The 21,518-nt window shown below is 37.1% G+C and carries 28 protein-coding genes; 17 read left to right on the top strand and 11 right to left on the bottom strand.

Translation table 11 applies throughout. The annotated features are described in order from the left end of the window. Window positions 1-79: 79 nt before the first annotated feature. Window positions 80-652, bottom strand: coding sequence for a helix-turn-helix domain-containing protein (locus tag ODR02_RS11255; protein WP_309512514.1), 573 nt, complete (start codon window positions 650-652; stop codon window positions 80-82). A gap of 188 nt (window positions 653-840) precedes the next feature. On the opposite strand from ODR02_RS11255, the gene ODR02_RS11260 reads away from it, so the two are divergent. Continuing rightward, window positions 841-1,713 (top strand): type II CAAX endopeptidase family protein, encoded by an 873-nt coding sequence (locus ODR02_RS11260; RefSeq protein ID WP_309512515.1) that lies wholly within the window; start codon window positions 841-843, stop codon window positions 1,711-1,713. A 92-nt stretch (window positions 1,714-1,805) separates the two neighbouring features. Here ODR02_RS11260 and ODR02_RS11265 read toward each other — a convergent pair whose 3' ends face one another. Further along, complete coding sequence (locus tag ODR02_RS11265; protein ID WP_309512516.1) at window positions 1,806-3,263, bottom strand: hypothetical protein; 1,458 nt, start codon at window positions 3,261-3,263, stop codon at window positions 1,806-1,808. Between the two features lie 579 nt (window positions 3,264-3,842). On the opposite strand from ODR02_RS11265, the gene ODR02_RS11270 reads away from it, so the two are divergent. From ODR02_RS11270 to ODR02_RS11320, 11 genes are all read left to right on the top strand, one after another. Beyond that, window positions 3,843-4,058 carry a RebB family R body protein gene (locus ODR02_RS11270; protein WP_047433885.1) on the top strand — a complete coding sequence of 72 codons (216 nt, stop codon included), beginning with the start codon at window positions 3,843-3,845 and terminating at the stop codon, window positions 4,056-4,058. A gap of 17 nt (window positions 4,059-4,075) precedes the next feature. Then, window positions 4,076-4,591, top strand: a complete 516-nt coding sequence (locus tag ODR02_RS11275; protein WP_309512517.1) for a hypothetical protein — start codon at window positions 4,076-4,078, stop codon at window positions 4,589-4,591. Between the two features lie 38 nt (window positions 4,592-4,629). Continuing rightward, the gene (locus tag ODR02_RS11280; RefSeq protein ID WP_209788652.1) at window positions 4,630-4,818 is read left to right on the top strand and encodes a hypothetical protein; all 189 of its coding nucleotides are present in this window, start codon (window positions 4,630-4,632) and stop codon (window positions 4,816-4,818) included. Beyond that, window positions 4,815-5,642: a hypothetical protein gene (locus ODR02_RS11285; protein WP_309512518.1), complete on the top strand. Its 828-nt coding sequence runs from the start codon at window positions 4,815-4,817 to the stop codon at window positions 5,640-5,642. The genes ODR02_RS11280 and ODR02_RS11285 overlap by 4 nt, the downstream gene beginning before the upstream one ends. Window positions 5,643-5,671: 29 nt before the next feature. After that, window positions 5,672-6,055: a hypothetical protein gene (locus ODR02_RS11290; RefSeq protein ID WP_309512519.1), complete on the top strand. Its 384-nt coding sequence runs from the start codon at window positions 5,672-5,674 to the stop codon at window positions 6,053-6,055. 19 nt (window positions 6,056-6,074) lie between these two features. Continuing rightward, entirely contained in the window at window positions 6,075-6,302 is a 228-nt protein-coding gene (locus tag ODR02_RS11295) for a hypothetical protein (protein WP_309512520.1), read from the top strand. Between the two features lie 463 nt (window positions 6,303-6,765). Continuing rightward, the gene (locus ODR02_RS11300) at window positions 6,766-7,023 is read left to right on the top strand and encodes a RebB family R body protein (protein ID WP_047378383.1); all 258 of its coding nucleotides are present in this window, start codon (window positions 6,766-6,768) and stop codon (window positions 7,021-7,023) included. A gap of 78 nt (window positions 7,024-7,101) precedes the next feature. Further along, window positions 7,102-7,359: a RebB family R body protein gene (locus tag ODR02_RS11305; protein ID WP_228421494.1), complete on the top strand. Its 258-nt coding sequence runs from the start codon at window positions 7,102-7,104 to the stop codon at window positions 7,357-7,359. A gap of 61 nt (window positions 7,360-7,420) precedes the next feature. Next, window positions 7,421-7,678, top strand: a complete 258-nt coding sequence (locus ODR02_RS11310; RefSeq protein WP_309512521.1) for a RebB family R body protein — start codon at window positions 7,421-7,423, stop codon at window positions 7,676-7,678. A gap of 85 nt (window positions 7,679-7,763) precedes the next feature. After that, window positions 7,764-8,021, top strand: coding sequence for a RebB family R body protein (locus ODR02_RS11315; protein WP_047421299.1), 258 nt, complete (start codon window positions 7,764-7,766; stop codon window positions 8,019-8,021). A gap of 82 nt (window positions 8,022-8,103) precedes the next feature. After that, window positions 8,104-8,367, top strand: a complete 264-nt coding sequence (locus tag ODR02_RS11320; RefSeq protein WP_047378387.1) for a RebB family R body protein — start codon at window positions 8,104-8,106, stop codon at window positions 8,365-8,367. A gap of 66 nt (window positions 8,368-8,433) precedes the next feature. Here ODR02_RS11320 and ODR02_RS11325 read toward each other — a convergent pair whose 3' ends face one another. From ODR02_RS11325 to ODR02_RS11340, 4 genes are all read right to left on the bottom strand, one after another. Then, window positions 8,434-9,114 (bottom strand): response regulator transcription factor, encoded by a 681-nt coding sequence (locus ODR02_RS11325; protein ID WP_209788640.1) that lies wholly within the window; start codon window positions 9,112-9,114, stop codon window positions 8,434-8,436. A 9-nt stretch (window positions 9,115-9,123) separates the two neighbouring features. Further along, window positions 9,124-9,729, bottom strand: a complete 606-nt coding sequence (locus ODR02_RS11330; RefSeq protein ID WP_209788637.1) for a sensor histidine kinase — start codon at window positions 9,727-9,729, stop codon at window positions 9,124-9,126. Between the two features lie 113 nt (window positions 9,730-9,842). Then, window positions 9,843-10,379, bottom strand: a complete 537-nt coding sequence (locus ODR02_RS11335; RefSeq protein WP_123864406.1) for a hypothetical protein — start codon at window positions 10,377-10,379, stop codon at window positions 9,843-9,845. A 94-nt stretch (window positions 10,380-10,473) separates the two neighbouring features. Further along, entirely contained in the window at window positions 10,474-11,187 is a 714-nt protein-coding gene (locus ODR02_RS11340; protein ID WP_209788635.1) for a hypothetical protein, read from the bottom strand. A gap of 207 nt (window positions 11,188-11,394) precedes the next feature. Here ODR02_RS11340 and ODR02_RS11345 point away from each other — a divergent pair, with 207 nt between their 5' ends. From ODR02_RS11345 to ODR02_RS11355, 3 genes are all read left to right on the top strand, one after another. Beyond that, a complete protein-coding gene (locus ODR02_RS11345; RefSeq protein WP_309512522.1) occupies window positions 11,395-12,030 on the top strand; it encodes a LysE family translocator in 636 nt (211 codons plus the stop codon). Window positions 12,031-12,205: 175 nt separating this feature from the next. Further along, window positions 12,206-13,069 carry a helix-turn-helix domain-containing protein gene (locus ODR02_RS11350; RefSeq protein ID WP_209788630.1) on the top strand — a complete coding sequence of 288 codons (864 nt, stop codon included), beginning with the start codon at window positions 12,206-12,208 and terminating at the stop codon, window positions 13,067-13,069. A gap of 87 nt (window positions 13,070-13,156) precedes the next feature. Then, window positions 13,157-13,879 carry a siderophore-interacting protein gene (locus tag ODR02_RS11355; RefSeq protein ID WP_105680930.1) on the top strand — a complete coding sequence of 241 codons (723 nt, stop codon included), beginning with the start codon at window positions 13,157-13,159 and terminating at the stop codon, window positions 13,877-13,879. Window positions 13,880-13,984: 105 nt separating this feature from the next. On the opposite strand, the gene ODR02_RS11360 is transcribed toward ODR02_RS11355, so the two are convergent. The 4 genes from ODR02_RS11360 to ODR02_RS11375 form a co-directional block, all read right to left on the bottom strand. Then, window positions 13,985-14,563 carry an NAD(P)H-dependent oxidoreductase gene (locus ODR02_RS11360; protein ID WP_209788628.1) on the bottom strand — a complete coding sequence of 193 codons (579 nt, stop codon included), beginning with the start codon at window positions 14,561-14,563 and terminating at the stop codon, window positions 13,985-13,987. Further along, entirely contained in the window at window positions 14,560-15,582 is a 1,023-nt protein-coding gene (locus tag ODR02_RS11365; protein WP_309512523.1) for a saccharopine dehydrogenase, read from the bottom strand. The genes ODR02_RS11360 and ODR02_RS11365 overlap by 4 nt, the downstream gene beginning before the upstream one ends. A gap of 53 nt (window positions 15,583-15,635) precedes the next feature. Next, entirely contained in the window at window positions 15,636-16,202 is a 567-nt protein-coding gene (locus tag ODR02_RS11370; RefSeq protein ID WP_209788623.1) for a Crp/Fnr family transcriptional regulator, read from the bottom strand. A 558-nt stretch (window positions 16,203-16,760) separates the two neighbouring features. Beyond that, on the bottom strand, window positions 16,761-18,530 hold the full coding sequence (locus ODR02_RS11375; protein ID WP_209788620.1) for an aminopeptidase P family protein: 1,770 nt from the start codon (window positions 18,528-18,530) through the stop codon (window positions 16,761-16,763). Window positions 18,531-18,747: 217 nt separating this feature from the next. Between ODR02_RS11375 and ODR02_RS11380 the strand changes: the two genes are divergently transcribed. Both ODR02_RS11380 and ODR02_RS11385 read left to right on the top strand, forming a co-directional pair. Then, window positions 18,748-19,185 carry a DUF6526 family protein gene (locus ODR02_RS11380; protein WP_209788618.1) on the top strand — a complete coding sequence of 146 codons (438 nt, stop codon included), beginning with the start codon at window positions 18,748-18,750 and terminating at the stop codon, window positions 19,183-19,185. A gap of 199 nt (window positions 19,186-19,384) precedes the next feature. Next, a complete protein-coding gene (locus ODR02_RS11385; protein ID WP_309512524.1) occupies window positions 19,385-20,491 on the top strand; it encodes a DNA topoisomerase IB in 1,107 nt (368 codons plus the stop codon). Window positions 20,492-20,619: 128 nt separating this feature from the next. On the opposite strand, the gene ODR02_RS11390 is transcribed toward ODR02_RS11385, so the two are convergent. Then, the gene (locus ODR02_RS11390; protein WP_209788615.1) at window positions 20,620-21,510 is read right to left on the bottom strand and encodes an AraC family transcriptional regulator; all 891 of its coding nucleotides are present in this window, start codon (window positions 21,508-21,510) and stop codon (window positions 20,620-20,622) included. Window positions 21,511-21,518: the final 8 nt, after the last annotated feature.

The raw sequence follows: 21,518 nt of genomic DNA on the forward strand, positions 1-21,518 counted from the left end.
TTTTGACAAAGATTCAATTTCATTTCGTTTTTTAAATAAAAATGAACCCGACAAAAACCCGACAAAGTCACGACACAAATTATAACATACTGAATTTCAGCTTGAAATATAATTTCTTTTTACGATCAATCTCAGCAGCATTCCGGAGGATCATTACTACGTTGGATAATACAATAAGGATCATCAGAATAAGGGTAAACTCTTTTCCGAGCTTTAAAAAGATACCGAGCATAAATACAATGGGCGCCATAGCAGTCCAAAACATCTGCAACGAAATAATCTGTTTAGTAAGAGTGTTTCTCTGTTTCATGAAAAACATCAGCAGAAAGGGAGCCAAAATATTTAATGGGGGTACAATTACAAATAATAAGGAGGAGAGATTGATCATTTTAACCAAAGAATAATTGATTGTTTCAGATTCTTCTGCAACTTCTGTTGTTGCCTCATTATTTTCCGGGAAAATGACAACTTCTTCCTGCAATAATAAAGATTCGTCTATTTCCAAAGTCTGAGCCAGGGCTCTCAGTGTATGTCCTTTAGGTTCTGTTCCGGATTCTATCCTTTGAATGGTTCTTACAGAAATCTTTGATTTTTCTGACAGCTCCTCCTGCGTCAGGTTTTTTTGTTCTCTTATGGCTTTTAGCTTGGACATCTTTTAGAGTATTCGAAAAAAATTATTTTGGCTAATTTACAGCTTTCCCTTATTAAAAAAACAGAAACTATTTTCTTTACAGGGGCTAATGCTAAAAATTGGTATTCATATAAAAAATAAATGTATTTTTATTTAAAAATAACTTTCTATTTTTCAATCATTTATAAACATCAACACCAGATCAGTTTATGGAAAATACAATATCCAAATCCGAAATCAGGAAGAATATTGCTACTTACCTGATTCTTACCTTACTTTTCTGTCTCCCGGTTTATTATATGTGTATCCGTACCGGAAAACTTGGCGGCGGCATTATATCTTATGCCACTATTGTCATGTGGTGTCCCGCTATTGCTGCATTTCTTACCTGCCGTATCCGAAATATCCCGATTTCTTCTCTGGGCTGGAAATGGGGACTTACGAAATACCAGATCATGGCTTACTGCATTCCTGTTCTTTACAGTTTAGTTCCTTACCTCATCATCTGGATCAGTGGAGCCGGCGGTTTCTATAATCATGAATTTGTAGCAGAAATGGGCAAAGGAATGGGCTGGAATCTTTCTGATGGCATGACGATCATCCTATATATTATTCTGATGAGCAGCTTTGGTATGGTACGTTCGGTAGGATCTGCATTAGGGGAAGAAATAGGCTGGCGCGGTCTTCTGGCTCCTCAATTGGCCAAAATGAATTCTTATACTGCGACTTCTCTTTGGATGGGTGTGATATGGTCTGTCTATCATTATCCTCTGCTGCTTTTTTCCAATTATAATACGGGCGGCCCCAAATGGCTGGCTTTTTTATGTTTTACGGTGATGATATTTGCAGCCTGTTTCATTTTTACCTGGTTACGGTTAAAATCCGGAAGTTTATGGACAGGTGTTATTTTACATGCCAGCCACAATCTTTTTATACAGTCTATTTTCACACCGCTTACGGTAGATACAGGAAATACCAATTATTATATTGATGAGTTTGGGATTGCTCTGCCTATTGCTACAGCTATTGTTGCTTATTTCTTCTGGCGAAAGAGAAAAGAACTTCCAGCAGTTTCAGATTGAACATCCGTTATTTTTTGTATTTAATTTAAATAAGAAACGGCATTCTGAATAGCTTCAGAATGCCGTTTCTTTTGGAGCAGGATATATTTATTTTAATCAATCTTTTCGAAACTTTCCAGGAGTTTTTCGTAGCTTTTCTTTCGCTGCGGGATATTACGTTCGTATCCTGTTTCTCTTTCTACCCAGTCTAAGGGCTGCAGATATCTCAGAATAATATCCATATCATCAGTATTAAAGCCTTCTGAGTAGTTGCTTTTTTCTTCTTTCAGAATAGGTTCGGGAGGCTTTTGATCTTTGCGATAGGGAGACAGGTCGGATCCGGCATACTTTTTCTTTCTCGCATCGCCTTCATCGTCTATTTCTTTTATCTTTTTTTCAAGGTTTTTGATAGTCTGACTTTGCGGATTTTCTCCGCTTTCTTTTAATCTTTCAATATGATCTTTAAATGGTTGTTTCCTTCCCCTGATCTCTGTGTTTATTTCCTGAATCTGATATTGAATAAATTTACCGGATCTTGTAGGAGGCTCACCCAATAAAAGCCTTTCATATCCGGTGGCTTTACCTCCTTTTTCTGTTTCACCATCTCCTCTATTAAACCAAATGGTCATTCTGCCTCCACTTTCACTTCCCTTTTCTTCCATATACCGAACCGTGTATCCTAACATCGCCATCACTTCCAGGTTACCACTTCTGAATCCCAGATGTTTTACATTTTGAAAATGTCTCTGAAAATAATCATACAACTTAAACTGGCCTAAACGGGTATTTCCTCCCCATGCTTTCAGTTCGGAAGAGTTTCCTTTCCAAAATTCTGTAATATTGAATACTTTTTTGGGGCCATAATATCTATTAATCTCCTCTGCTGTTTCATCGTATTTCTTTGCTCTTTCTTTTATGTATCCCTTATCTCCGGTAATAATGATGGCATCATACATATCTGCCACTCTATGCACAATCTGCTTGATTCCCCAATAGCTAGTATCATGTTCTATGTGAATATCACCTCCTTTTCCGCTGAAACGGGACCATAAAATAAGTAAATTTTTCCCGCTTGTGGGGATCCCCTGCGTTTGCAGCCATATTTCTATCGCATTATCCTGGCTTCCGTTGATGTCCCAGACATTTCTCAGATTATTTCTCATCTCATCAGAAAAGTTTTGCGCAATATACTGGGTTCCTTCCCCTACAGGTTTATAGTAGTTTCTGATTATTTCTCCTTTTGAAATATTAGGATAATGTATTAAAAGGTTTATTACTTCTTTTTTCAGCTCACTTGCCAACCCGGGACTTCTCACTTCCGGAACTCTATGAGTATGTATCCTGTCTTCACTTATTCCGGAATTCCTGTAGAATTCTCTGATCGATTTGCTGTTATCATACGGATCATTTACATTCTCAAATTCATCCATTGTTGTAGATAGCAATACGTGGTATCTTTCATCATTAATCAATGTTGCAGCAATGGCAAACATATCTCCGGTGGCATATCCCGGCTGTACTATTATAAAGGGAGGTCTCACTTCCGGTTCTTCGTTGTTCTGATTATTCATATTATGATTTTAAATGTTAGAATAGGTTATCAGACAAATTTCAAAGTAAACCTGCTGCCGTTATAGAGGGGATCTACCCATTTTCAAAAACTAAGGGTTTACCCGTATTCACAGGTGATGTATTTATGTATTCATATGTATTTTCATGAAGCAGAGAGGAAGCTGGAGGCTGGGATAGGAAGTTCATGAACGCAATTGAAGAGCGTCCTCTTTTATTCAACTTTATAAAATTTCATTGTTCAATAAACCCTTAAAGAAGTAATTGGCCGGATAGTAACTTCAGGCTTCATTCTTCCAGCTTCTGGCTTTTAAGATAGATTATTTCTGTTTTTGCTATTTCTTAAATACAATCCATTTTTAAAAAATTTCACTCATAGGAGAATTCCCTTATTTTTTAAAATTCCGTTTTTTCCCTTAATGAAGATTTATTGAGTTTGATGAAATTTGTATCAGACAAAAGAGATCAACAATCTCATAGTGAAGGCTTAACCGGAAAATAAAAAAAGGTTGAGTTGAAAGAAAAGTCTTTGAAAAAAGATACTTGAACATAAAACAATAGTAACCCAATAAACCCAGAATATGGCAGATACAGTAAACACCCAGACTACAGATGCAGTAACACAGACGAATGTTACGGTACTTGGTGAGTCTCCCGCACAGGCTATGAGTATGCTTTACCAGATGGCCACCCATGCCAGTGGAATTTCCATTCAGAATTCTGTAACGAATCAGCAGAACTTGAACCAGCTCAACCCAGCGATTGTTGCAGATGCCATTAAAATTTTAAAAGGATAATCTAAAACCTTACAATCATGAGTGAACACAACAGTGAAACCCAACAATCCCAGGCAGCAAATGCTACCACTCCGGCGGAGAAAGCTGTAGTATTTGTGAACAGTGAGGTATTGGCTCCCCCTAAGGCTTCTCCAATGACCGGAGTAACGAAAGTAATGATAGAACAGTCTACAGGAATGATGGTTCAGGATTTACAGTCTTTTTTAAAAGGATTCGAACAGGTAGGTTTGATTGCATTAAGCAGACTAGCTAATAATTTACTGACGTATGGAACCACTTTCGGGCCTGCTCCCGGAAGTAAAGAAACCTCCGTTCAGATGGCCGAGAATCTTCAGGGCCAGAATGCAGGAAAAGGTAATGAAATGATGAAGGACTTATTCAAAATGGTAAGTGAATATGCTGAAGTAAAGGCTAAAATTTCCAATACTATTTATAATGTGAATACCATTCCAGTCTCAGAAGTACTTCCTTCTCCCCCATCTTATACGGAAGTTTCCCCTGAGATTGAAGATTCTGAAAAAAAAAACGAGTAGATCCGGTTTCGGAAGAAGTCTCATCAGAAAAGGAAGGTATGAGAAAAAGCTTTATCACGGCTGATCATGGGGGAAAATTAGTATTAAAGTCAGTAAAACTGACACAGCCACTTGTAAAACCAGAGATTAAAGAAGCAGTAATTCCTTCAGTAGAGCCTGAAGATAAGCCAAAGAAAAAAACAATCATCAACCAAATCATTGAAAAAATTAAAATAAATAAGAGATGAATTATTCCTCAGTAACTAAACCCGCAAAAATTTTAAATCTAGAAAGTTTAAACGATTTAAATGAACGACTTTACCTGGTCAAAAACCATGATAATGATTATTTTGACACCAAAAGTGCAGATGCCAAAAGAACAGAAAACAATGCAGAGCGTTTTGTATTTAATCTTCAAACATCCAATATTAATATACAACCCTCTGTAAGACTGGTCAACTGCCTCAACAGAAATAGTAAAAGATACAATCAGTTTCAGTGTTTTGTGGTGGAACCTATAGATAAATCAACGGGAATTGCCGTGATTATGGTCAAACTGGATGATCCAAAGGTATTTTATTGTAATGTCAGAATTATGCCTCTTACCACCTTAAGCGACATTGCTGTTCCTGATTATGATTCAAAACTTCTAACGGTTAATCTTGAAAAATCAAAATGCATTCTTAAAGCAGATATTACCATCACTCCATCTGATACAGGTGAAGCACAATATTCAGTACATGATGTAGATGTGGCTGCTATTTCTGACCTGGCTACTCAGGAGGAAACAATAGCCTTAAAAAGGGAACTGGAATTTCAGGCCTCCAAGCTGATTGCTCATTATTTCCAGGAAATCCTGAGTATTGTTGTGAACGAAACGCCTCCACCCGGTAAATCTCTTATCATTCCGGATGATTATATCCTTACACTTCCTCCACACCAGCTGAAAGAAATGTTATCTGCCAGTACTATTGCGGCATGTGTAGCATTGGAAATTACAGGGTATAATGTATTGAAAGAAATCAACCGTGACTGGAAGGCTGCGTCTGCATTTATTAATTATCTGCTGTAGTAATTTTTACAACATTTAAAGCAATATGTATGCGCAGAAGAACCAGAAAGAAAGCTCCCGCCTATAAACCTCCGATTCCTGTATCGGAACCTGAAGTTGTGGAAAAAGAAATCATGCCTTTTGTTTTAAGACATGAAGATGAAATCATCAATTATATCAGGGATAAAGCCATCAAAGAGACGATGAAGTCATTGGCTCCTCTGCTGGAAAAGCTGGAAGAAGCCGTTAAACAACAGGAATCTGCCCAGGTTCAGGCTGTCACACCAGATCCACCGGATACTCCTGTGATGAATTATGAAGAACAGCTGAAAAGGCTTCAAGAGGCCTCTACAGCAAAGGTAAAGGAGAAAGAACTCAAAATAATGGACCGGATGAATAAACTGAATGCCAGATTTGGCAATATCCGTCCTTAAAAAAATAAAAACCAATATCATGAACGAAATCGATGCAATGATTACAGGAATGTCTACCGCTGTACCTCAGGCGATCACCACACAGGTAAGTGCACATTCTACGGGAGCAATGCAGATCAATTCTGCCTTGAACCAACAGCGAAATAATATGACTGCCATGAGCAACTATGTCATGGGCTTAAAAAAAATGAGTCCGAAAAACAGTAAAATAAAGGAACTGGAGATATTTAGAAAAGAACGTTTCTAATTTCAGTTTTATCACTACAGATGCGGTCTGTTTCCTGCAAAGATGAAAGCTGGTGCCTTCAATATATACAATCAGGTCAACATTTATCCTGCACCGCCTTTCAGATGCTGCCAATGTACAAAACAATCATTCAGAATCCATCTTTAGCCCAAAGGAATCCAGCATTGTCAGCATAGCCGCAGTAGAAATTTATTTTTAAGACAGATATTAAAAATAAAGACCGCATCCTTTTATCAGAAAAAACAGGCTTTAAACTCGCGCAGATTTTACAGAGAGGTTTTCAATCATTGTATTCAGAGCCACCCTTCAGATTTAAATATTCATAACTATCACCTGTCTATACCAATGTCTTTGAAATGTATTCATCTGAAGATCTGTGGTGAGTTTAAAACTCAAATAGTAAACTAGTTTACCTCAAATAATTATTAACCGAGATCAGATCTCAACAAAAACAATTACAATTATGCCAGTTAATGAACAAATCACAGACGCAGTAACGCAATCTAACGTGAAAGTAGTAGGAGAATCTCCTGCAATGGCTTTAGCCAACGTGTACCAATCTGCTGCCCATTCTACAGGAATTATGTTTGAAAATGCAGTAAACGCACAGAACCAACAGAATATTTTAGGTCAGGCAGCTACTACTCAGGGTATTCTGCAGATCTATAGCCTGGACACGGTAGCAGATGCTGTTTCTATTGCTAAGATTCTTAAGCCGTAGTTTTTAACTTTTTCGAAAAAAGTAATCATCCCAGCCGGAAAATCCGGTCGTTTTTTAACCTAATAAACTATAATCATTATGCCAGTTAATGAACAAATCACAGATGCAGTAACGCAGTCGAACGTAAAGGTAGTAGCAGAATCTCCTGCAATGGCTTTAGCCAACGTTTACCAATCTGCTGCACATTCTACAGGAATCATGTTTGAAAATGCGATGACCGCTCAAAACCAGCATAACATCGTAACGCAGGCAGCTACTACGCAGGGAATCTCCCAGATCTACACGAAGGATACGATAGCTGATGCCATTTCTATTGCTAAAATTCTTAAACCTTAATTAAAACAATTCTATAAAGCCGGAACAGCCGGTTATTTTAACCCAATAAACAATAATCATTATGCCAGTAAACGAAAAAATCACAGACGCAGTAACGCAATCAAACGTAAAAGTAGTAGCAGAATCTCCAGCAATGGCTTTGGCCAACGTATATCAATCTGCTGCACATTCTACAGGAATCATGTTTGAGAATGCAGTAAATACCCAAAACCAACAAAATATTATTACCCAGGCAGCTACTACTCAGGGAATCACTCAGATCTACAGCCTGGATACGATAGCAGATGCGGTATCAATGGCTAAAATCCTTAATCCGTAATCCATTTTTTCGAACAGCTTACATTTCATTATCCGAACAACCGGAAAATCCGGTTGTTTTTAACCTCAACTAAACAATAATCATTATGCCAGTAAACGAACAAATCACAGACGCAGTAACACAGTCGAACGTAAAGGTAGTTGCAGAATCTCCTGCAGTAGCTTTAAGCAACGTATATCAGACCGCAGCACATTCTACAGGAATTATGTTTGAAAACGCTGTAAGTGCACAAAACCAGCAGAACATTGTTACCCAGGCAGCTACTACACAAGGTATTGCACAGATCTACAGTCTGGATACCATAGCTGATGCGGTTTCTATGGCTAAAATCCTTAATCCATAATCCGTTTGCGGACCTCTTTTAAAACTATTATCAAAACAGCCGGAAAATCCGGTACTTTTAACCCCAATAAACAATAATCATTATGCCAGTAAACGAACAAATCACAGACGCAGTAACGCAATCGAACGTAAAAGTAGTAGCAGAATCTCCTGCAATGGCTTTAAGTAACGTATATCAATCAGCTGCACATTCTACAGGAATTATGTTTGAAAATGCAGTGAATGCACAAAACCAGCAAAATATTTTAGGTCAGGCAGCCACTACTCAGGGTATTTTGCAGATCTATAGCCTGGACACTGTAGCAGATGCAGTTTCTATTGCTAAAGTATTGAATCCTAAATTATAGTGTGTTTTTAGATTTCTTGTGATCAGGGAGTACATCATGTACTCCCTGATTCTTTTTGGATACAGACTACTTGTCGAATAACACAATTTCATCAGGATCTATCACCTTATTTTGTACGGCATAAATAACCAGTCCTGCCATATTTTTTACGCCTGTTTTGATCATCAGGTTGGTTTTATGCGTTTCTACGGTTTTTGGAGAAATAAAAAGAGAATCAGCAATTTCCTTGGTGCTGAGCTGCTGGCAAACCAATCGCAGAACATCTATTTCTCTTTCGGTGAGTTCATTCCTGGAAAACGCATGAAATTCCGGGAGTTTATTGGAAAGCTGAGTTCTCATGACATCAATTTGATCATTGGAAAAATAATGTCCTGTGTGGTGAACGGTTTTGATGACAGCCAATAATTCTTCTAATTCAATTTCTTTAGGCAAAAAAGCATGGGCTCCCATTTTCAACATTTGTCCCATGAATGAGCGGCGGTAGAAGCTGGAAAGAACGATAATTTTTATTTCCGATTCTCTTTTGGTGAGTTCAGCCATTACTTCCAGACCGTCACCGTTTGTCATCCTCAGATCCAGAATCAGGATATCTATAGTTCCGGAATTTTGCTGTATGAGAAACTGATGTCCACCTGTAGCTGTCATTACAACCTGGTAGTCACCATTATTTTCAATATAATTTTTTAAAAGCTGTACAAACAGCAGATCGTCATCTACAATTCCGATTTTAATTTTTGAATGTTCCATGTTTATTTTTTATTGTATGGCCATACAGGCTATAAATTTTGTTCCTTTTTGGGGTTCTGTCTTAAGTTTATAGATTGCTTTAATTTTTTGTGCTCTTGACTGAATATTCCTCAGACCAATACCTCCGGAATGGGTTTCTATGATAAATCCGCGCCCGTTATCTTCTATGGTTAATATCAGATAATTCTGAGAGATTCTTAAGGACACCTCTACTCTCGTAGCTTCAGCATGTTTTAAAATATTGGTTATCAGTTCCTGCAGGATTCTGAAAAGATTCAGTTTTACAGGATTACTGATGGGTGTACTTATCGTAATATGCCGGAAAATGACTTCTATGCTTTTATTGACCTGATCAAGATAATCGGCAATTAAATCCTCCAGCTCAATCTCATCAAGATCAGGCGGGGTAAGATTATGGGATAATTCGCGTATCAGCTGCATAGATTTTTTTAAATCACGATTAAGCTCTTCCGGTTTTTTATCATTAAGGTTTAAACGGATAAGATTCAACTGTGAAATAATATTATCATGAAGTTCTTCTGCCAGACGTTCCCTGTCCTGTTCCTGTAAAAGCAGCATACTCTCCCAATATTCATTTTTTGTATTCCGAACCATTCGGGAAACCTTCTGTTTATTTTTTTTAATACTATTTAAATAACTAATAACCAATAATGTAATGAATAATGTTGTTAAAAAAAACAGTCCAATTCCGATCCATATCCATACAACTATCTGATCCTGATTTTCCCAACGCCACATCCCAGATTAATAAAAGCAATATAAAAAAACAATAGCAGGAAACCTCTGAAAAGCCAGATTGGAGCTACCCAGTTCAGATGGTTGCTGATTAAAAAATTATAGGTAGTAGATATGAGACATTCGATAGAAAAAAACAAGAAAACAATGATATTAACGATAAACATATCCCTATCTGTCCTACCTTCCCTTATGATCTTCATAAAATAAGAGGAGGCATAACTACAAATAATAATACTGGTGATAATATTGGAATAAAAAGTAATCTGTGTATCTCCTTGTACATACAACACATTCGTAAGTAACACCAATATTGCATAACAATAGATCATCCATCTCAGCTCACGGGAAAGCTGGATATAATAATTGCTATAGATCACCGTAAGAATCATCAAACCAAAAAACTGGCTTAATGTATAATTGTAGGTATTGAAAGTATTTAACTTCATCAGCCTTCCGGCCAAATCTGTCAGTTCCAGCATGAATTCTCCTGAAAGAAGTATGATCACAGGAAGTTTCGTTTTTCCCCTTTCTTTTATCAATAGAATCAGCCCTGTACATAAGACCAGGTTAATAATGATCTGTAAGTACAGGGATAAACTGTTATACGAAAACACTGGTGCTTACCTTCAAAAGTTGATAATCATTAAGAGTATCAATAATGGTAAAAGGAGGTCTTGGAGTAGAATAATTTTCTGCGGTTTCACTCATATGATCAATCGCCAGACTTTTCATGGTAATAATTTCGATATGATAAGGAAAATCAGTATCCTTTTTTTCTAAATCATCAGTAAGTCCAAAGAAACTGGCACACGTCTGTCCGCCTGCAATTCCCATTTTTTCATAATCTGAAAACGGAATGGAAATAAGCTGAAAGATATCCTCTTTTTTCTGAGCCTTCAGCCATGACGTACTAAACATATTCCATCGGAAACTACGGTTAATAGCAGATTCTGATGTGATTGGAGGAACATTTACTGCAATATCGTTACTGCTTTCTATTTTTGATTCATTGAACTCAAGTAAAAAATCTTTAGTAATGATTGTACTGAAATTGGCATCTTTATCGCTTTTAGAATCAATCAGGAAAAATTTCAGCTGATCTTCATGAATCCCTACATAAGCATGAATCATTTTCAGTTCTGCGGTTTCAAGATTTCTTTTCCATTGTTCAATCTCTTCCCCTGAAACACTGAAGTGGGTTCCCTGATTCAAATAATTCAAAATTTCTTTACCATTTGTATCAATTCCGTTTTTATAAGAATCAATAAGATTTTTCCATTTTCTGATGGCTTTAAAGATGTTTTCAGTAGTCATGATAATATTTATTTGTGAATGATAATTATTTTATGTGTTGAAATTTACAAAAAAAACAGACTGCTATTTATTTTTAAATCACATTCAAGTGGAAAATAAAATATAATGAAGTTAAAATGACTATTTCTTCTTTTTTTCATAAAATTAAATGAGAAACACCTCCTATCTTTGCATCAGAAAACACCTCATTTAAATAAATACCACCGTATGATTCCATTTCACGAGCTTATATTTTTCATTCTGGCTGCACTCATCTTAGTGATCAGCCCCGGTCCCAATATGATTTACCTCATTTCGAAGTCTATAACACAGGGGAAAAAGTCTGGTTTTATCTCATTAGCCGGAGTAGTATGCGGATTTTTATTCCATATCATCATGGTTTCTTTTGGTCTGACCGCTGTTTTACTGGCCGTACCATTCGCTTATACCGTTCTTAAGGCAGCGGGAACGTTGTACCTTTTATATCTTGCCTATCAGGCGATCAAACCCAACGGCAGGAATATTTTTGATGTTGATAAAAGCAGTTCTCATGACAGTCCCAAAAAGCTTTTTACCATTGGTTTTTTAACGAATGTCCTGAATCCAAAAGTGGCAGTCTTTTACCTGTCTTTCTTCCCTCAGTTCATCAAACCTGAGTATGGTTCCGTATTCACACAAAGCCTGGAGCTTGGTGTTATTCAGGTTCTGATCAGCTTCAGCATTAATTTTATCATTGTCTTAACTGCTGCAAGAGTTTCCTTATTCTTTTCCAATAATCCGTTCTGGATAAAAGTCCAGAAATGGTTTATGGCCAGCGTACTGACTTATCTGGCGATAAAAATGGCATTTTCTAAAGCAAAATAAAATCCGGAACAGGTTTCTTTCTGTTCCGAATTCTGTTGTATATTCATATAAAATCTGACTTGAAGAAAGCATCATGGTTATGCACCGCGAATTTGAGATTAATATTCGGGGTATAAAACCGTGAAAATACGTAATTTTACCATTGCGTATTATCCTCATCACAACAGGTTTAAAGATGAAACAGACCATTCCCACTTATGATTTAAACGGTATTTCCCATCATCAGTTCCATGTCAAAAGAATGGATAAAAGTACTCAGGAAGCTGAGGATATTCTTTTGGACAAAGGAATACACCGGGACAGTCACTATATTTTTACCTGTATGGAAAGCGGACATGTAAGAATGATGGTGGATTTTAAAACGATTGAAGCCAAAGATTCCACTCTTTTCTGTGTATTACCTGGACAGGTACATCAGGGACTTTTAATGAAAGATGTCTGTGGATGGTTTGTCGCGGTAAAAGCAGAGCTTGTTCCTGATGCAGTACGTACTTTTTTTGATGAATCTCTGGGGGAAATTCAACCGCTGGCTCTGGATAAAAACCTGGTTAAAAAACTCAATACTACAGCCGGTATCCTTCATACTTCCTATACCAACGAGATGCTTTCATCTAAGGAGGGATTCCTGGTGGTTCAGTCATTACTGAATGCATTTCTTGGGATGTTTGCTTTGCTGTATTCCCAGAAAAACAGGTCTCAGGCTTCCGGTGAAAGCCGATCTGTGCAACTGTCAAGAGCCTTCAGAGGTTTAGTTCGAAGAGATTTTAAAACCCTGAAAAGTCCATCAGAATATGCAGAAATTTTAAATATTACAAGAGGATATTTAACCGAAGCGGTTCGTGAAGTAACAGGAAAACCCGCACAACACTGGATTCATCAGGAAATTTTAATTGAAGCGAAAAGACTACTGGTCTTTACTCATCTGAGCGTAAAAGAAGTAGCCTATGAGCTGGGCTACAGTGATCACACCTACTTCAGCCGTTTATTCTCCAAACTGGAAGATCAATCTCCGTCAGAATTCAGAAATCAACACCAATAACACAAACCACGAATAGTCCAATTAATTCCCCGAAACAGCTATCGGTATTTTCTGATTTTGCAACGTCCTTTGCAATAAAAATGATTTATGCCAAGCCTACCAAAATGGATCAATGACACAGTAGAAAATGTTTGGTCCTCAAAATTTAAAGAATGTACTGTTACGCATATAGAAAAAATTACGGAAGACCTTTGCCGTATACGTTTTGAAACAGATTTACAGGAAGTTCCCTATGAACCTGCCTACGCCATAGGAATAAGAATTAACGACCGGGATTTCCGGAATTATTCTCCTTATAATTTCAACAGGGAAGCAGGAACTTTTGATATTTTATTTCACCTGCATGACATTTCTGCCGCCGGAAGCCATTTTGTAACCCAATTGACTCAAGGAGATTCTGTAAAACTTTTAATGCCCAGAGGAAAACAGTTCTTTGCTCCTGATGCAAAAATTCATTTTTCTGTGGGAGATGAAACGTCTTTGGGAAGTTCTCTTTCCCTCAAAGAAGCTGTGGAGGAATGTGGTTCTTCATTCATTTGTCTTCATGAACTGGAAGAATGTTCCGCTCTTGAGAAACTCAATTTATATGGCTATCACAGTCCTAAAAACAATACCATGAGAATGATCGAAGCTTTGAATGACTTTCTGAGAGAAGAAAAAGAAGCCATTTACAATGATGATGCCGTGTTCTACCTTACCGGAAACGGAGGAAGAATGTCTTTAATCAGGAAGTTCCTTAAAGCCAGAGGTGTTTCTCCCAAGTGTATAAAATCCCAGGCCTATTGGATTGAAGGGAAAAAGGGTCTGTAAAAAGGAGCAACAACAATATTTTCACTTTAACAATGAAACTTTATCCGGTAATAAAAACCGATTATTGCCGGATAAAGTTATCATTACTACATCCTAAAATTTAAATTATTTCTGTTTCTTCCCTAATTCTTTCACTTTTCTCAACCATTGAGCCCGCTGCTCATCTTTAGAATTCCGGATAATCCCGATATAAGTTAGTTTAACAGGTTTTACGCCGCAATATTCCAGTATGGATTTTTTAAGCTGATTTACGCTGGGCCTTCCAAAAAACAAACGGTAATACCAACCTGGCTGATCTAATGTAGTCATTATATGTGCCGTTTTACCTTTTAAAAGTTTATCCCACCAGACAGAATTCTCCCGGTATTTATAAGCCATTCCCGGTAAGAAAAGACGGTCTATGAATCCTTTCATCAAGGCTGGAAATCCGCCCCACCAAACGGGATGTACCCAAACCAAATGATCTGCCCATTGAATAATTTCCCAGGCTTTCATCAAATCCGGCTCCAGTTCCATTCTTTTCTGGTATCCAAACTGCAGATTGGGATTGAAATTTAAATCTCTTATGACGATTTCTTTTACTTCTGCACCTGTTTCTACTGCTCCCAACCGATATGCTTCCGCAAGACCAAAATTGAAGGAATCTTTATTAGGATGTCCGTTGATAATTGCTATTTTTTTCATTGCGTGACATTAATATTAATTGAATCATAAGCATGAAGCTGTGCCATTAAAGATAATGGGTCGTGCAGCTGATGGCTGAAGTACACCTTATTTTCATGGGGGTTTCTCAGTAGCTCTTCTGTGTGTAAAACAGCCGATAAAGCAGTTAGTTCTGCCTGTCCTTTTAAACTCTGAAGGCTCAATTTCTTTTGTCCGGACGGATCTTCAACAACAATTTCAAAAACAGACTGATCTCCGTTCCCACTGGAACCGAAAATCATTTTTCTCTCTTTTAAAGATAAAATATTGTAGATCCTCAGGGATTGAAATGCGCCCAGCAACCAGGTAATGAATTTTGAATTATATGTCATTTTCACACTCACATCGGAAATTCTTTCCACCTTATTAAGAATATACAGATCAGGCACATCAAAATTATAAGCACTTCTCTTACTAATTCCAAAGGAAAAATTAAAAGCTTCCGTATCTAGAAAATGTCTGATAGAAACCGGCCTGTCGTTTTGATAATACACAAAAGGAACCGCTACATTTTCTGCCATAAAGTGAGCCGAACTCTCGCCTGCCAGATCCTTCACAGAATAGTATACAAAGAGTTTTACTTCATTGATATCACCTGAATCCGAAAGGGCATTCACCAATCCCGGGACAATTCCGCCCATCCATCCTGAACTGAATACAATTCTGCTGTTCACGTCTGCTTTTCCGGCAATAGCATAAGCTTTTACCAAAGCCGGAGTAGGTTTGGTAATATCCAGATAATCTATTCGATGAGTAATCGCGAAATGAAGTATATGATCTTCTTTATCATTCACAGAAAGAATGATGAGGTTTATTTTTTTTTCTACAATAACCTTAAAAGAGGAAGGATCTGTAACATCAATCCTTAGGTCTTTATCCGTTTTTCCCCCTTTTCTTCCACCAATAAAAACATTGATATGAGGATTTCTTGATTTGAGAATGCGGGAAATCGTTTTTCCTACCAATCCATTTCCTCCGATAATTAAAATATTCTGCTCCATAACTTTTTTTGACAAAAGTAGAGCGCTCCTATTTCAATGAGCAGGACAAATGTCTAAAAAGAAATTTCCTTTCTGATACGGCTTAAATGGCGTTGGGTAATTCCCAGATAAGAAGACAGATACTGCAATGGAATATTCTGAATATAGTCAGGATGATTCTTTAATAATGTTTCATATCGTTGCGCTGCGCTGTCTCTCTGAAGCTGAAAAAAACGTGTTTCAAGTTCAAGATATTCCTGCTCTGCAATGATCTTCAAAAATTTCGTCCAGTTGATGCTGTTCTTTACCAACTCATCTACTGCTTCTTTTTTAAGAATAATCAGTTCTGCATTGGTAATAGCCTGCATACTTTCTTTACTGGGACAACCTGAAACAAATGATGAATAGGCAGCAATCATATGATTGGGAAATCTGAAGCAATAGGTCATGTCTTTTCCTTCATCTGAAGTATAAAAAGAACGGAAAATACCAGATTTCACCAATCCTACTTCTTTGCAAAGTTCTCCTTCCTGTATGAAATAATCATTTTTATTAACGAGTCTTAACTCGGAAAATTTCAGGAACTCTTCAATTTCATCTTCTGAAAACAGATTAAAGCTTCGGAAATATTCACGTTCCATTCTATAAAATAAGTTTCAGCGAAAATAAATAAAATACTTCTTTGTAAACGCAGCGTTTTGATTTTTATAGAATTCTATTTTAAAAAAGTAAAGGCGGAGGCTGTCTCAAAAGTGAAATAGTTTGGCTTTTGTCATTCTGAACGAAATGAAATGTAGTGAAGAATCTCATATTTATTGTTATTAATAAGATTCTTCCTTCGTCAGAATGACACTTCCGAGACAGACTCTTTTTAAGCGAGAGCATATTGATAAACTTCAATTAACAGCAAAAAAAAATCATCTCAGGACGAGATGATATACCGTTTTGAATTTACTTGAGTTATTTATGAAGATATGAATGATGTTTTGTTATAACAAAGATAAGCCAGTCCCGGTTTTTATCCATCAGTGGAATCCCTAGAATTATATCCGTAAAAATACGGTTGTATAAAAAGAAAAGCCCTGCAGGAAATACCTTACAGGACTTTGGTTTATCTAACAATTCTTCTGTTTATTGTTTAGAATTCAAAATGTAAAGTAATGATTATCATGTACTTTTCATCCTGAACTTTATCTTTATTAAAGAGGGCTTACCAATTGCAGGAACCATTCTTTAACTTCTCCATCTAAATGAGGAGCCAGCTTTTCTTCACAGGTTTTATGGTAACCATTCAGCCATGCAATTTCATTTTCTGAAAGAATTTCCTTCACTACAGTGTCTTTAAAGAATGGGCAGAACGTCAATGTTTCAAACTCATAGAATGTTCCGTGAATTGTTTTTTCTGCTTCTTTTACTGCGATCAGGTTTTCATGGCGAATTCCATAATGACCTTCCAGATAATATCCAGGTTCGTTTGAACAAACCATTCCAGGAAGAAGTTCCTGAGGATTCAGGTCTTTTCTGATATTTTGTGGTCCTTCGTGTACATTCATGAAGCTTCCTACCCCATGTCCTGTTCCGTGGTTGAAGTCTTTACCTTCCATCCATAACGGAAGCCTTGCAATAGCATCAAGGTGTACACCTTTTGTTCCTTTCGGGAATTTCACCATGGATAAACGGATCAATCCCTGTAATACCAATGTTGAATTTCTTTTAAACTCTTCTGAAGGTGTTCCTAAAGCAAAAGTTCTCGTAATATCTGTAGTTCCTTCAAGATACTGACCTCCTGAGTCTACAAGGATTGTTTCCTCGTTGGTAACGTCTTTGCTTCCTTCTTTTTTGGCAGAATAATGCATGATTGCACCGTTATCTTTATATCCTACGATAGATCCAAAGCTTTCTCCGACAAAATTTTCTCCTTCAGCACGGAAGCCTCTCAGTTTTTCACCGATAGAATATTCATTCATTGCTTCTTTTCCAGCGTTGTGAGTTAACCAGTAAAGGAATTTCACCATCGCTACTCCATCTCTTACCATTACTGTTCTGAAACCTTCAAGCTCAGCTTCATTTTTCTGAGCTTTCATCAGATTTCCGGGAACCGGAGCTTTGATAAACTGATTGTCTGTCTTTAATGTTTCGAAAATCTGCTGGTTGCTGTTTGGAGAAACCAATACTTTTTCATTTTTGAATGTCTTCAGGTAATTGTAGAATTCTTCGTACGGCATCATTTTCACAAAGGCATCATCCATTTGTTTTCTTGCAGCCACTTCCATTTTTTCTAATCCTGTGAACAGCACCGCATCATTTTTAGTAATCACAATATATCCTAAAAATACAGGATTGCTGTCTACATCACTTCCTCTCAGGTTCAGTGTCCAGGCAACATCATCCAGGCTTGAGATAATATGTACGGTAGCTTCCTGTTCTTCCATTTTCTGACGGATTGCAGAAATTTTATCGGATACCGATTTCCCTGCTCTTTCTACCGGATGTACAAAAATTGGATTGGCAGATGGAATTCCTCTTTCTTTCCAAACTTCTTTTAAAAGTGGAAAATCTACCAGCGTAATATTTTTTGAATTCAATTTTTGAGAAAGCAATTCCCAGTTTGCATTGGAAGCTGCCACAGCATTTACCGCCACTTTACCGCCGGAAGGAATTTCTGAAATGATCCAGTCGATATAATTGGGAGTTCCTTCCATACCCTCTTTGAAAAGGTCGATTCCTGAACCATCCAGCTCGATAGCGGCTTGAGTAAAGTATCTTCCGTCTGTCCAAAGTCCGGCTTTATCCTTGGTAACCACCACAAAACCAGCGGAACCCAAGAAACCAGACAGCCAAGCTCTCTCCTGCCATTCTTCAGGAAGGTATTCACTCATATGCGGGTCTGCAGAATATACTATAAATGCATCAACATTATTTTTCTGCATTTCTTCACGAAGTGCAGCAACTTTTTCCTTTGAAGTCATTATTTTTATTTTTAACCACCGAAAGTTACAAAAAATTTGATGTCTGAAGGGTAAATCTACTGCCTATTTTGCTTAATAATCTGTTATTTTTAATGGGCTCTAAAAAAAAATCAAACCCTTAAACATATTCAATAAAAAAAACCATTTTCAAGTAAAAAAAACTACCACATTATCAAAATAATAAATTTTTGGAAGGATTATTGCTTCATTCTACTTCATGAAACAGCAAAACTACAATAACCACAGGAAATTTTATCCGCCACATCATTTTATTTATCTTCCATTGCTTATTATACTGGAGATTTTAGGAATTTACAAAATCTGGGATGATCCTGGAAATCAGCTGGTCTGGATACTCTTTTCTGTTGTGATTTTTTTGCTTTTTTATCTGGCATTTATGACACGGCAGCATTATGCACTGGGACTTCAAAACCGGATGGTAATTCTGGAGTTTAAGCAGCGTTATTTCGAGATTTTCAATAAAAGATCTGATGAAACTGCTGAAAAACTGAGATTTGACCAGATTGCTGCCTTGAGATTTACCTATGATGATGAATTCAAAGAGCTTTTATACAGAGCACTTCATGAAAACATCTCAGGAGACGAAATTAAAAGGTCTATAAAAAAATGGAGGGCTGACCGACTCAGAATCTAACACACCCACAAAATATATACTTATGAAAAAATGGAGCTTTTATAGTATTACGATATTAAGTTTGTTGACACTAACAAGTTGTGAAGCAGTAGAAACGATTTTTAAGGCAGGAATGTGGTGGGGAATAATCTTAGTCTGTGTGATAGTAGGGATTCTTTTACTGATTTTTTCGAAGGGTAAAAACTCTTAACCATGTTTTATGGAGAAGAATACAGATTTGGAGATCATTTCTCACCTTAAGCCTTCAAAAATTGTTAAAATAATGAAGGATCCGGAAGCTTCTGCAAAGGCGGTACATCTCGTATATACCACCGATGCAGAAACCGACGGAATTACCCGTAAGAAAACCGGAAACACATATTCCTATTATAAAGACGGCAAAAAGATAAAAGATAAGGAAGAAATTACCAGAATCAAAAGTCTGGTTATTCCACCTGCCTGGGAAAATGTATGGATCTGTGCTCTTGACAATGGACACCTTCAGGCAACAGGCTTTGATGTCAAAAAAAGAAAACAATACCGCTACCATCCTCTTTGGAGCGCTTTAAGAAATCATACCAAGTTTTACAGAATGCTTCAGTTCGGGTATGCGCTACCGGACATCCGGCTGCATATAGAACAGGATCTGGCACTGAGAAATTTTGAAAAACGAAAAATCCTGGCCTTAATTGTAAGCCTTATGCAAAGAACCAATATCCGTATTGGAAATAATGTCTATGAAAAACTGTATGGTTCTTTTGGCCTGACCACTTTAAAGGATAAACATGTAAAGGTAAACGGACAGAAAATCTCTTTTTCTTTTAAAGGAAAGAAAGGTATTATGCATCAAATCGACCTTAAAAGTAAAAGGCTGGCGAGGTTGGTTCAGAAATGTAAGGATATTCCCGGAAAAGAACTTTTCCAGTATTTTGATGATGAGGGAAACCGGCATTCAATAGATTCCGGAATGGTAAACGATTATATTAAAGAAATAAGCGGTGAGGATTTTACGGCAAAAGATTTCAGAACATGGTCAGGAACAGTAAGTGCTCTGATTGCTTTTAAAGAAATCGGGTATGCAGAAAATGATTCTCAGTATAAAAAGAAAGTAAAAGAAGCTCTGGATATCGTTGCAGAAAATCTGGGAAATACATCTGCTGTCTGTAGAAAATATTATGTTCATCCATTAGTCATCAATCTTTACGAGAACAATACCATCAAAAAATATCTTGATGAGCTGGAAGTTATTGAAGAAAATGACGGAAAAGCCGATCTGACAAAAGAGGAAAAGCTGGTTCTGAAAATTCTTGAAAACGAGAGAATGTGAGAAGATGGAAGAAAGGAAGCAGGGAGATGGAAGTTCTGAAATTCCTGAAATCAAATTCTGAACTTTCAACTTATTTTGATTAGGTTACTGCAATACTTCCAGCATCTGGCTTCCAGCTTCCAGCCTAATTATATTGAAATCCTGTTGTTGTTCAAAAACTGAACTCTATATTCCTTTGGCGTAATGCCTGCAATTTTTTTGAAAAGCTGTGTAAAATGGGAGGCGGTATGAAAATTCAATTCGTAAGCTATCTCCGCAATGTCTTTACTGGAGTGCAGTAATGCTTTACTGTAATTGATATCAATCTCGTTGATCCATTGTTTTGGGGACTTCTGAGTAACTCCTTTCACACATTTATTCAGATAACTTTCCGTTACCGATAGTTTATCAGCATAAAAAGCCACTCTCTTTTCTCCTACATGATACTTGAACAAAAGATCCCGGAACTGAAGGGACAGCTCCATTGGCCGTGTGGCAGATTTATGATGGGTATCAGAATCTGTACTCAGCATCTTGATTAAAATAAGATGAAGCATGGTAACCACAACATCATTGACATTGAGGTTATTCAGCCATAGTTCCTGCTCCATGATAGGGAGAAGTTGGGTAATCGTTCCATAGGTCAGGCTGTCAAGATTCAAAAAAGGAGTCATGAAAAAAATACTGCTTTTATGTTTAGGAAGTTCCTGTTCAGACAGAATATTATTTTCATAGGCAAGGAAGAAACCTTCAATATCGTCTGATAACTCAACAGTAGCCGTGATGGTTCCCTGTTTAATAAAGATCACACCGCCTTTTTCAGCGTGGTATTCTTTATTTTCAAGATACTGTCTGATATGTCCATTGGTCACGAAAATAATAAAATTGAACGTTGTACGGTACGGAATGACCGGCATGAGAATACCTTTAAGATAATTTTCTATCCGATACAGCTGTATATCAGCATTATTGGCTAATATCTTATCCGTAATATTCGGGAGAAAAAGCTTTTTATATTGAAAATTGGATAGTACTTCCATAGTGAATT

This window comes from Chryseobacterium sp. CFS2 (genome assembly GCF_036543225.1).
GTDB lineage: Bacteria > Bacteroidota > Bacteroidia > Flavobacteriales > Weeksellaceae > Chryseobacterium > Chryseobacterium culicis_A.

Coding starts and splice junctions, on each gene's coding strand:
- ODR02_RS11255 (WP_309512514.1), bottom strand. CDS start 652: ATGTCCAAGCTAAAAGCCATAAGAGAACAAAAAAACCTGACGCAGGAG.
- ODR02_RS11260 (WP_309512515.1), top strand. CDS start 841: ATGGAAAATACAATATCCAAATCCGAAATCAGGAAGAATATTGCTACT.
- ODR02_RS11265 (WP_309512516.1), bottom strand. CDS start 3,263: ATGAATAATCAGAACAACGAAGAACCGGAAGTGAGACCTCCCTTTATA.
- ODR02_RS11270 (WP_047433885.1), top strand. CDS start 3,843: ATGGCAGATACAGTAAACACCCAGACTACAGATGCAGTAACACAGACG.
- ODR02_RS11275 (WP_309512517.1), top strand. CDS start 4,076: ATGAGTGAACACAACAGTGAAACCCAACAATCCCAGGCAGCAAATGCT.
- ODR02_RS11280 (WP_209788652.1), top strand. CDS start 4,630: ATGAGAAAAAGCTTTATCACGGCTGATCATGGGGGAAAATTAGTATTA.
- ODR02_RS11285 (WP_309512518.1), top strand. CDS start 4,815: ATGAATTATTCCTCAGTAACTAAACCCGCAAAAATTTTAAATCTAGAA.
- ODR02_RS11290 (WP_309512519.1), top strand. CDS start 5,672: ATGCGCAGAAGAACCAGAAAGAAAGCTCCCGCCTATAAACCTCCGATT.
- ODR02_RS11295 (WP_309512520.1), top strand. CDS start 6,075: ATGAACGAAATCGATGCAATGATTACAGGAATGTCTACCGCTGTACCT.
- ODR02_RS11300 (WP_047378383.1), top strand. CDS start 6,766: ATGCCAGTTAATGAACAAATCACAGACGCAGTAACGCAATCTAACGTG.
- ODR02_RS11305 (WP_228421494.1), top strand. CDS start 7,102: ATGCCAGTTAATGAACAAATCACAGATGCAGTAACGCAGTCGAACGTA.
- ODR02_RS11310 (WP_309512521.1), top strand. CDS start 7,421: ATGCCAGTAAACGAAAAAATCACAGACGCAGTAACGCAATCAAACGTA.
- ODR02_RS11315 (WP_047421299.1), top strand. CDS start 7,764: ATGCCAGTAAACGAACAAATCACAGACGCAGTAACACAGTCGAACGTA.
- ODR02_RS11320 (WP_047378387.1), top strand. CDS start 8,104: ATGCCAGTAAACGAACAAATCACAGACGCAGTAACGCAATCGAACGTA.
- ODR02_RS11325 (WP_209788640.1), bottom strand. CDS start 9,114: ATGGAACATTCAAAAATTAAAATCGGAATTGTAGATGACGATCTGCTG.
- ODR02_RS11330 (WP_209788637.1), bottom strand. CDS start 9,729: ATGGTTCGGAATACAAAAAATGAATATTGGGAGAGTATGCTGCTTTTA.
- ODR02_RS11340 (WP_209788635.1), bottom strand. CDS start 11,187: ATGACTACTGAAAACATCTTTAAAGCCATCAGAAAATGGAAAAATCTT.
- ODR02_RS11345 (WP_309512522.1), top strand. CDS start 11,395: ATGATTCCATTTCACGAGCTTATATTTTTCATTCTGGCTGCACTCATC.
- ODR02_RS11350 (WP_209788630.1), top strand. CDS start 12,206: ATGAAACAGACCATTCCCACTTATGATTTAAACGGTATTTCCCATCAT.
- ODR02_RS11355 (WP_105680930.1), top strand. CDS start 13,157: ATGCCAAGCCTACCAAAATGGATCAATGACACAGTAGAAAATGTTTGG.
- ODR02_RS11360 (WP_209788628.1), bottom strand. CDS start 14,563: ATGAAAAAAATAGCAATTATCAACGGACATCCTAATAAAGATTCCTTC.
- ODR02_RS11365 (WP_309512523.1), bottom strand. CDS start 15,582: ATGGAGCAGAATATTTTAATTATCGGAGGAAATGGATTGGTAGGAAAA.
- ODR02_RS11370 (WP_209788623.1), bottom strand. CDS start 16,202: ATGGAACGTGAATATTTCCGAAGCTTTAATCTGTTTTCAGAAGATGAA.
- ODR02_RS11375 (WP_209788620.1), bottom strand. CDS start 18,530: ATGACTTCAAAGGAAAAAGTTGCTGCACTTCGTGAAGAAATGCAGAAA.
- ODR02_RS11380 (WP_209788618.1), top strand. CDS start 18,748: ATGAAACAGCAAAACTACAATAACCACAGGAAATTTTATCCGCCACAT.
- ODR02_RS11385 (WP_309512524.1), top strand. CDS start 19,385: ATGGAGAAGAATACAGATTTGGAGATCATTTCTCACCTTAAGCCTTCA.
- ODR02_RS11390 (WP_209788615.1), bottom strand. CDS start 21,510: ATGGAAGTACTATCCAATTTTCAATATAAAAAGCTTTTTCTCCCGAAT.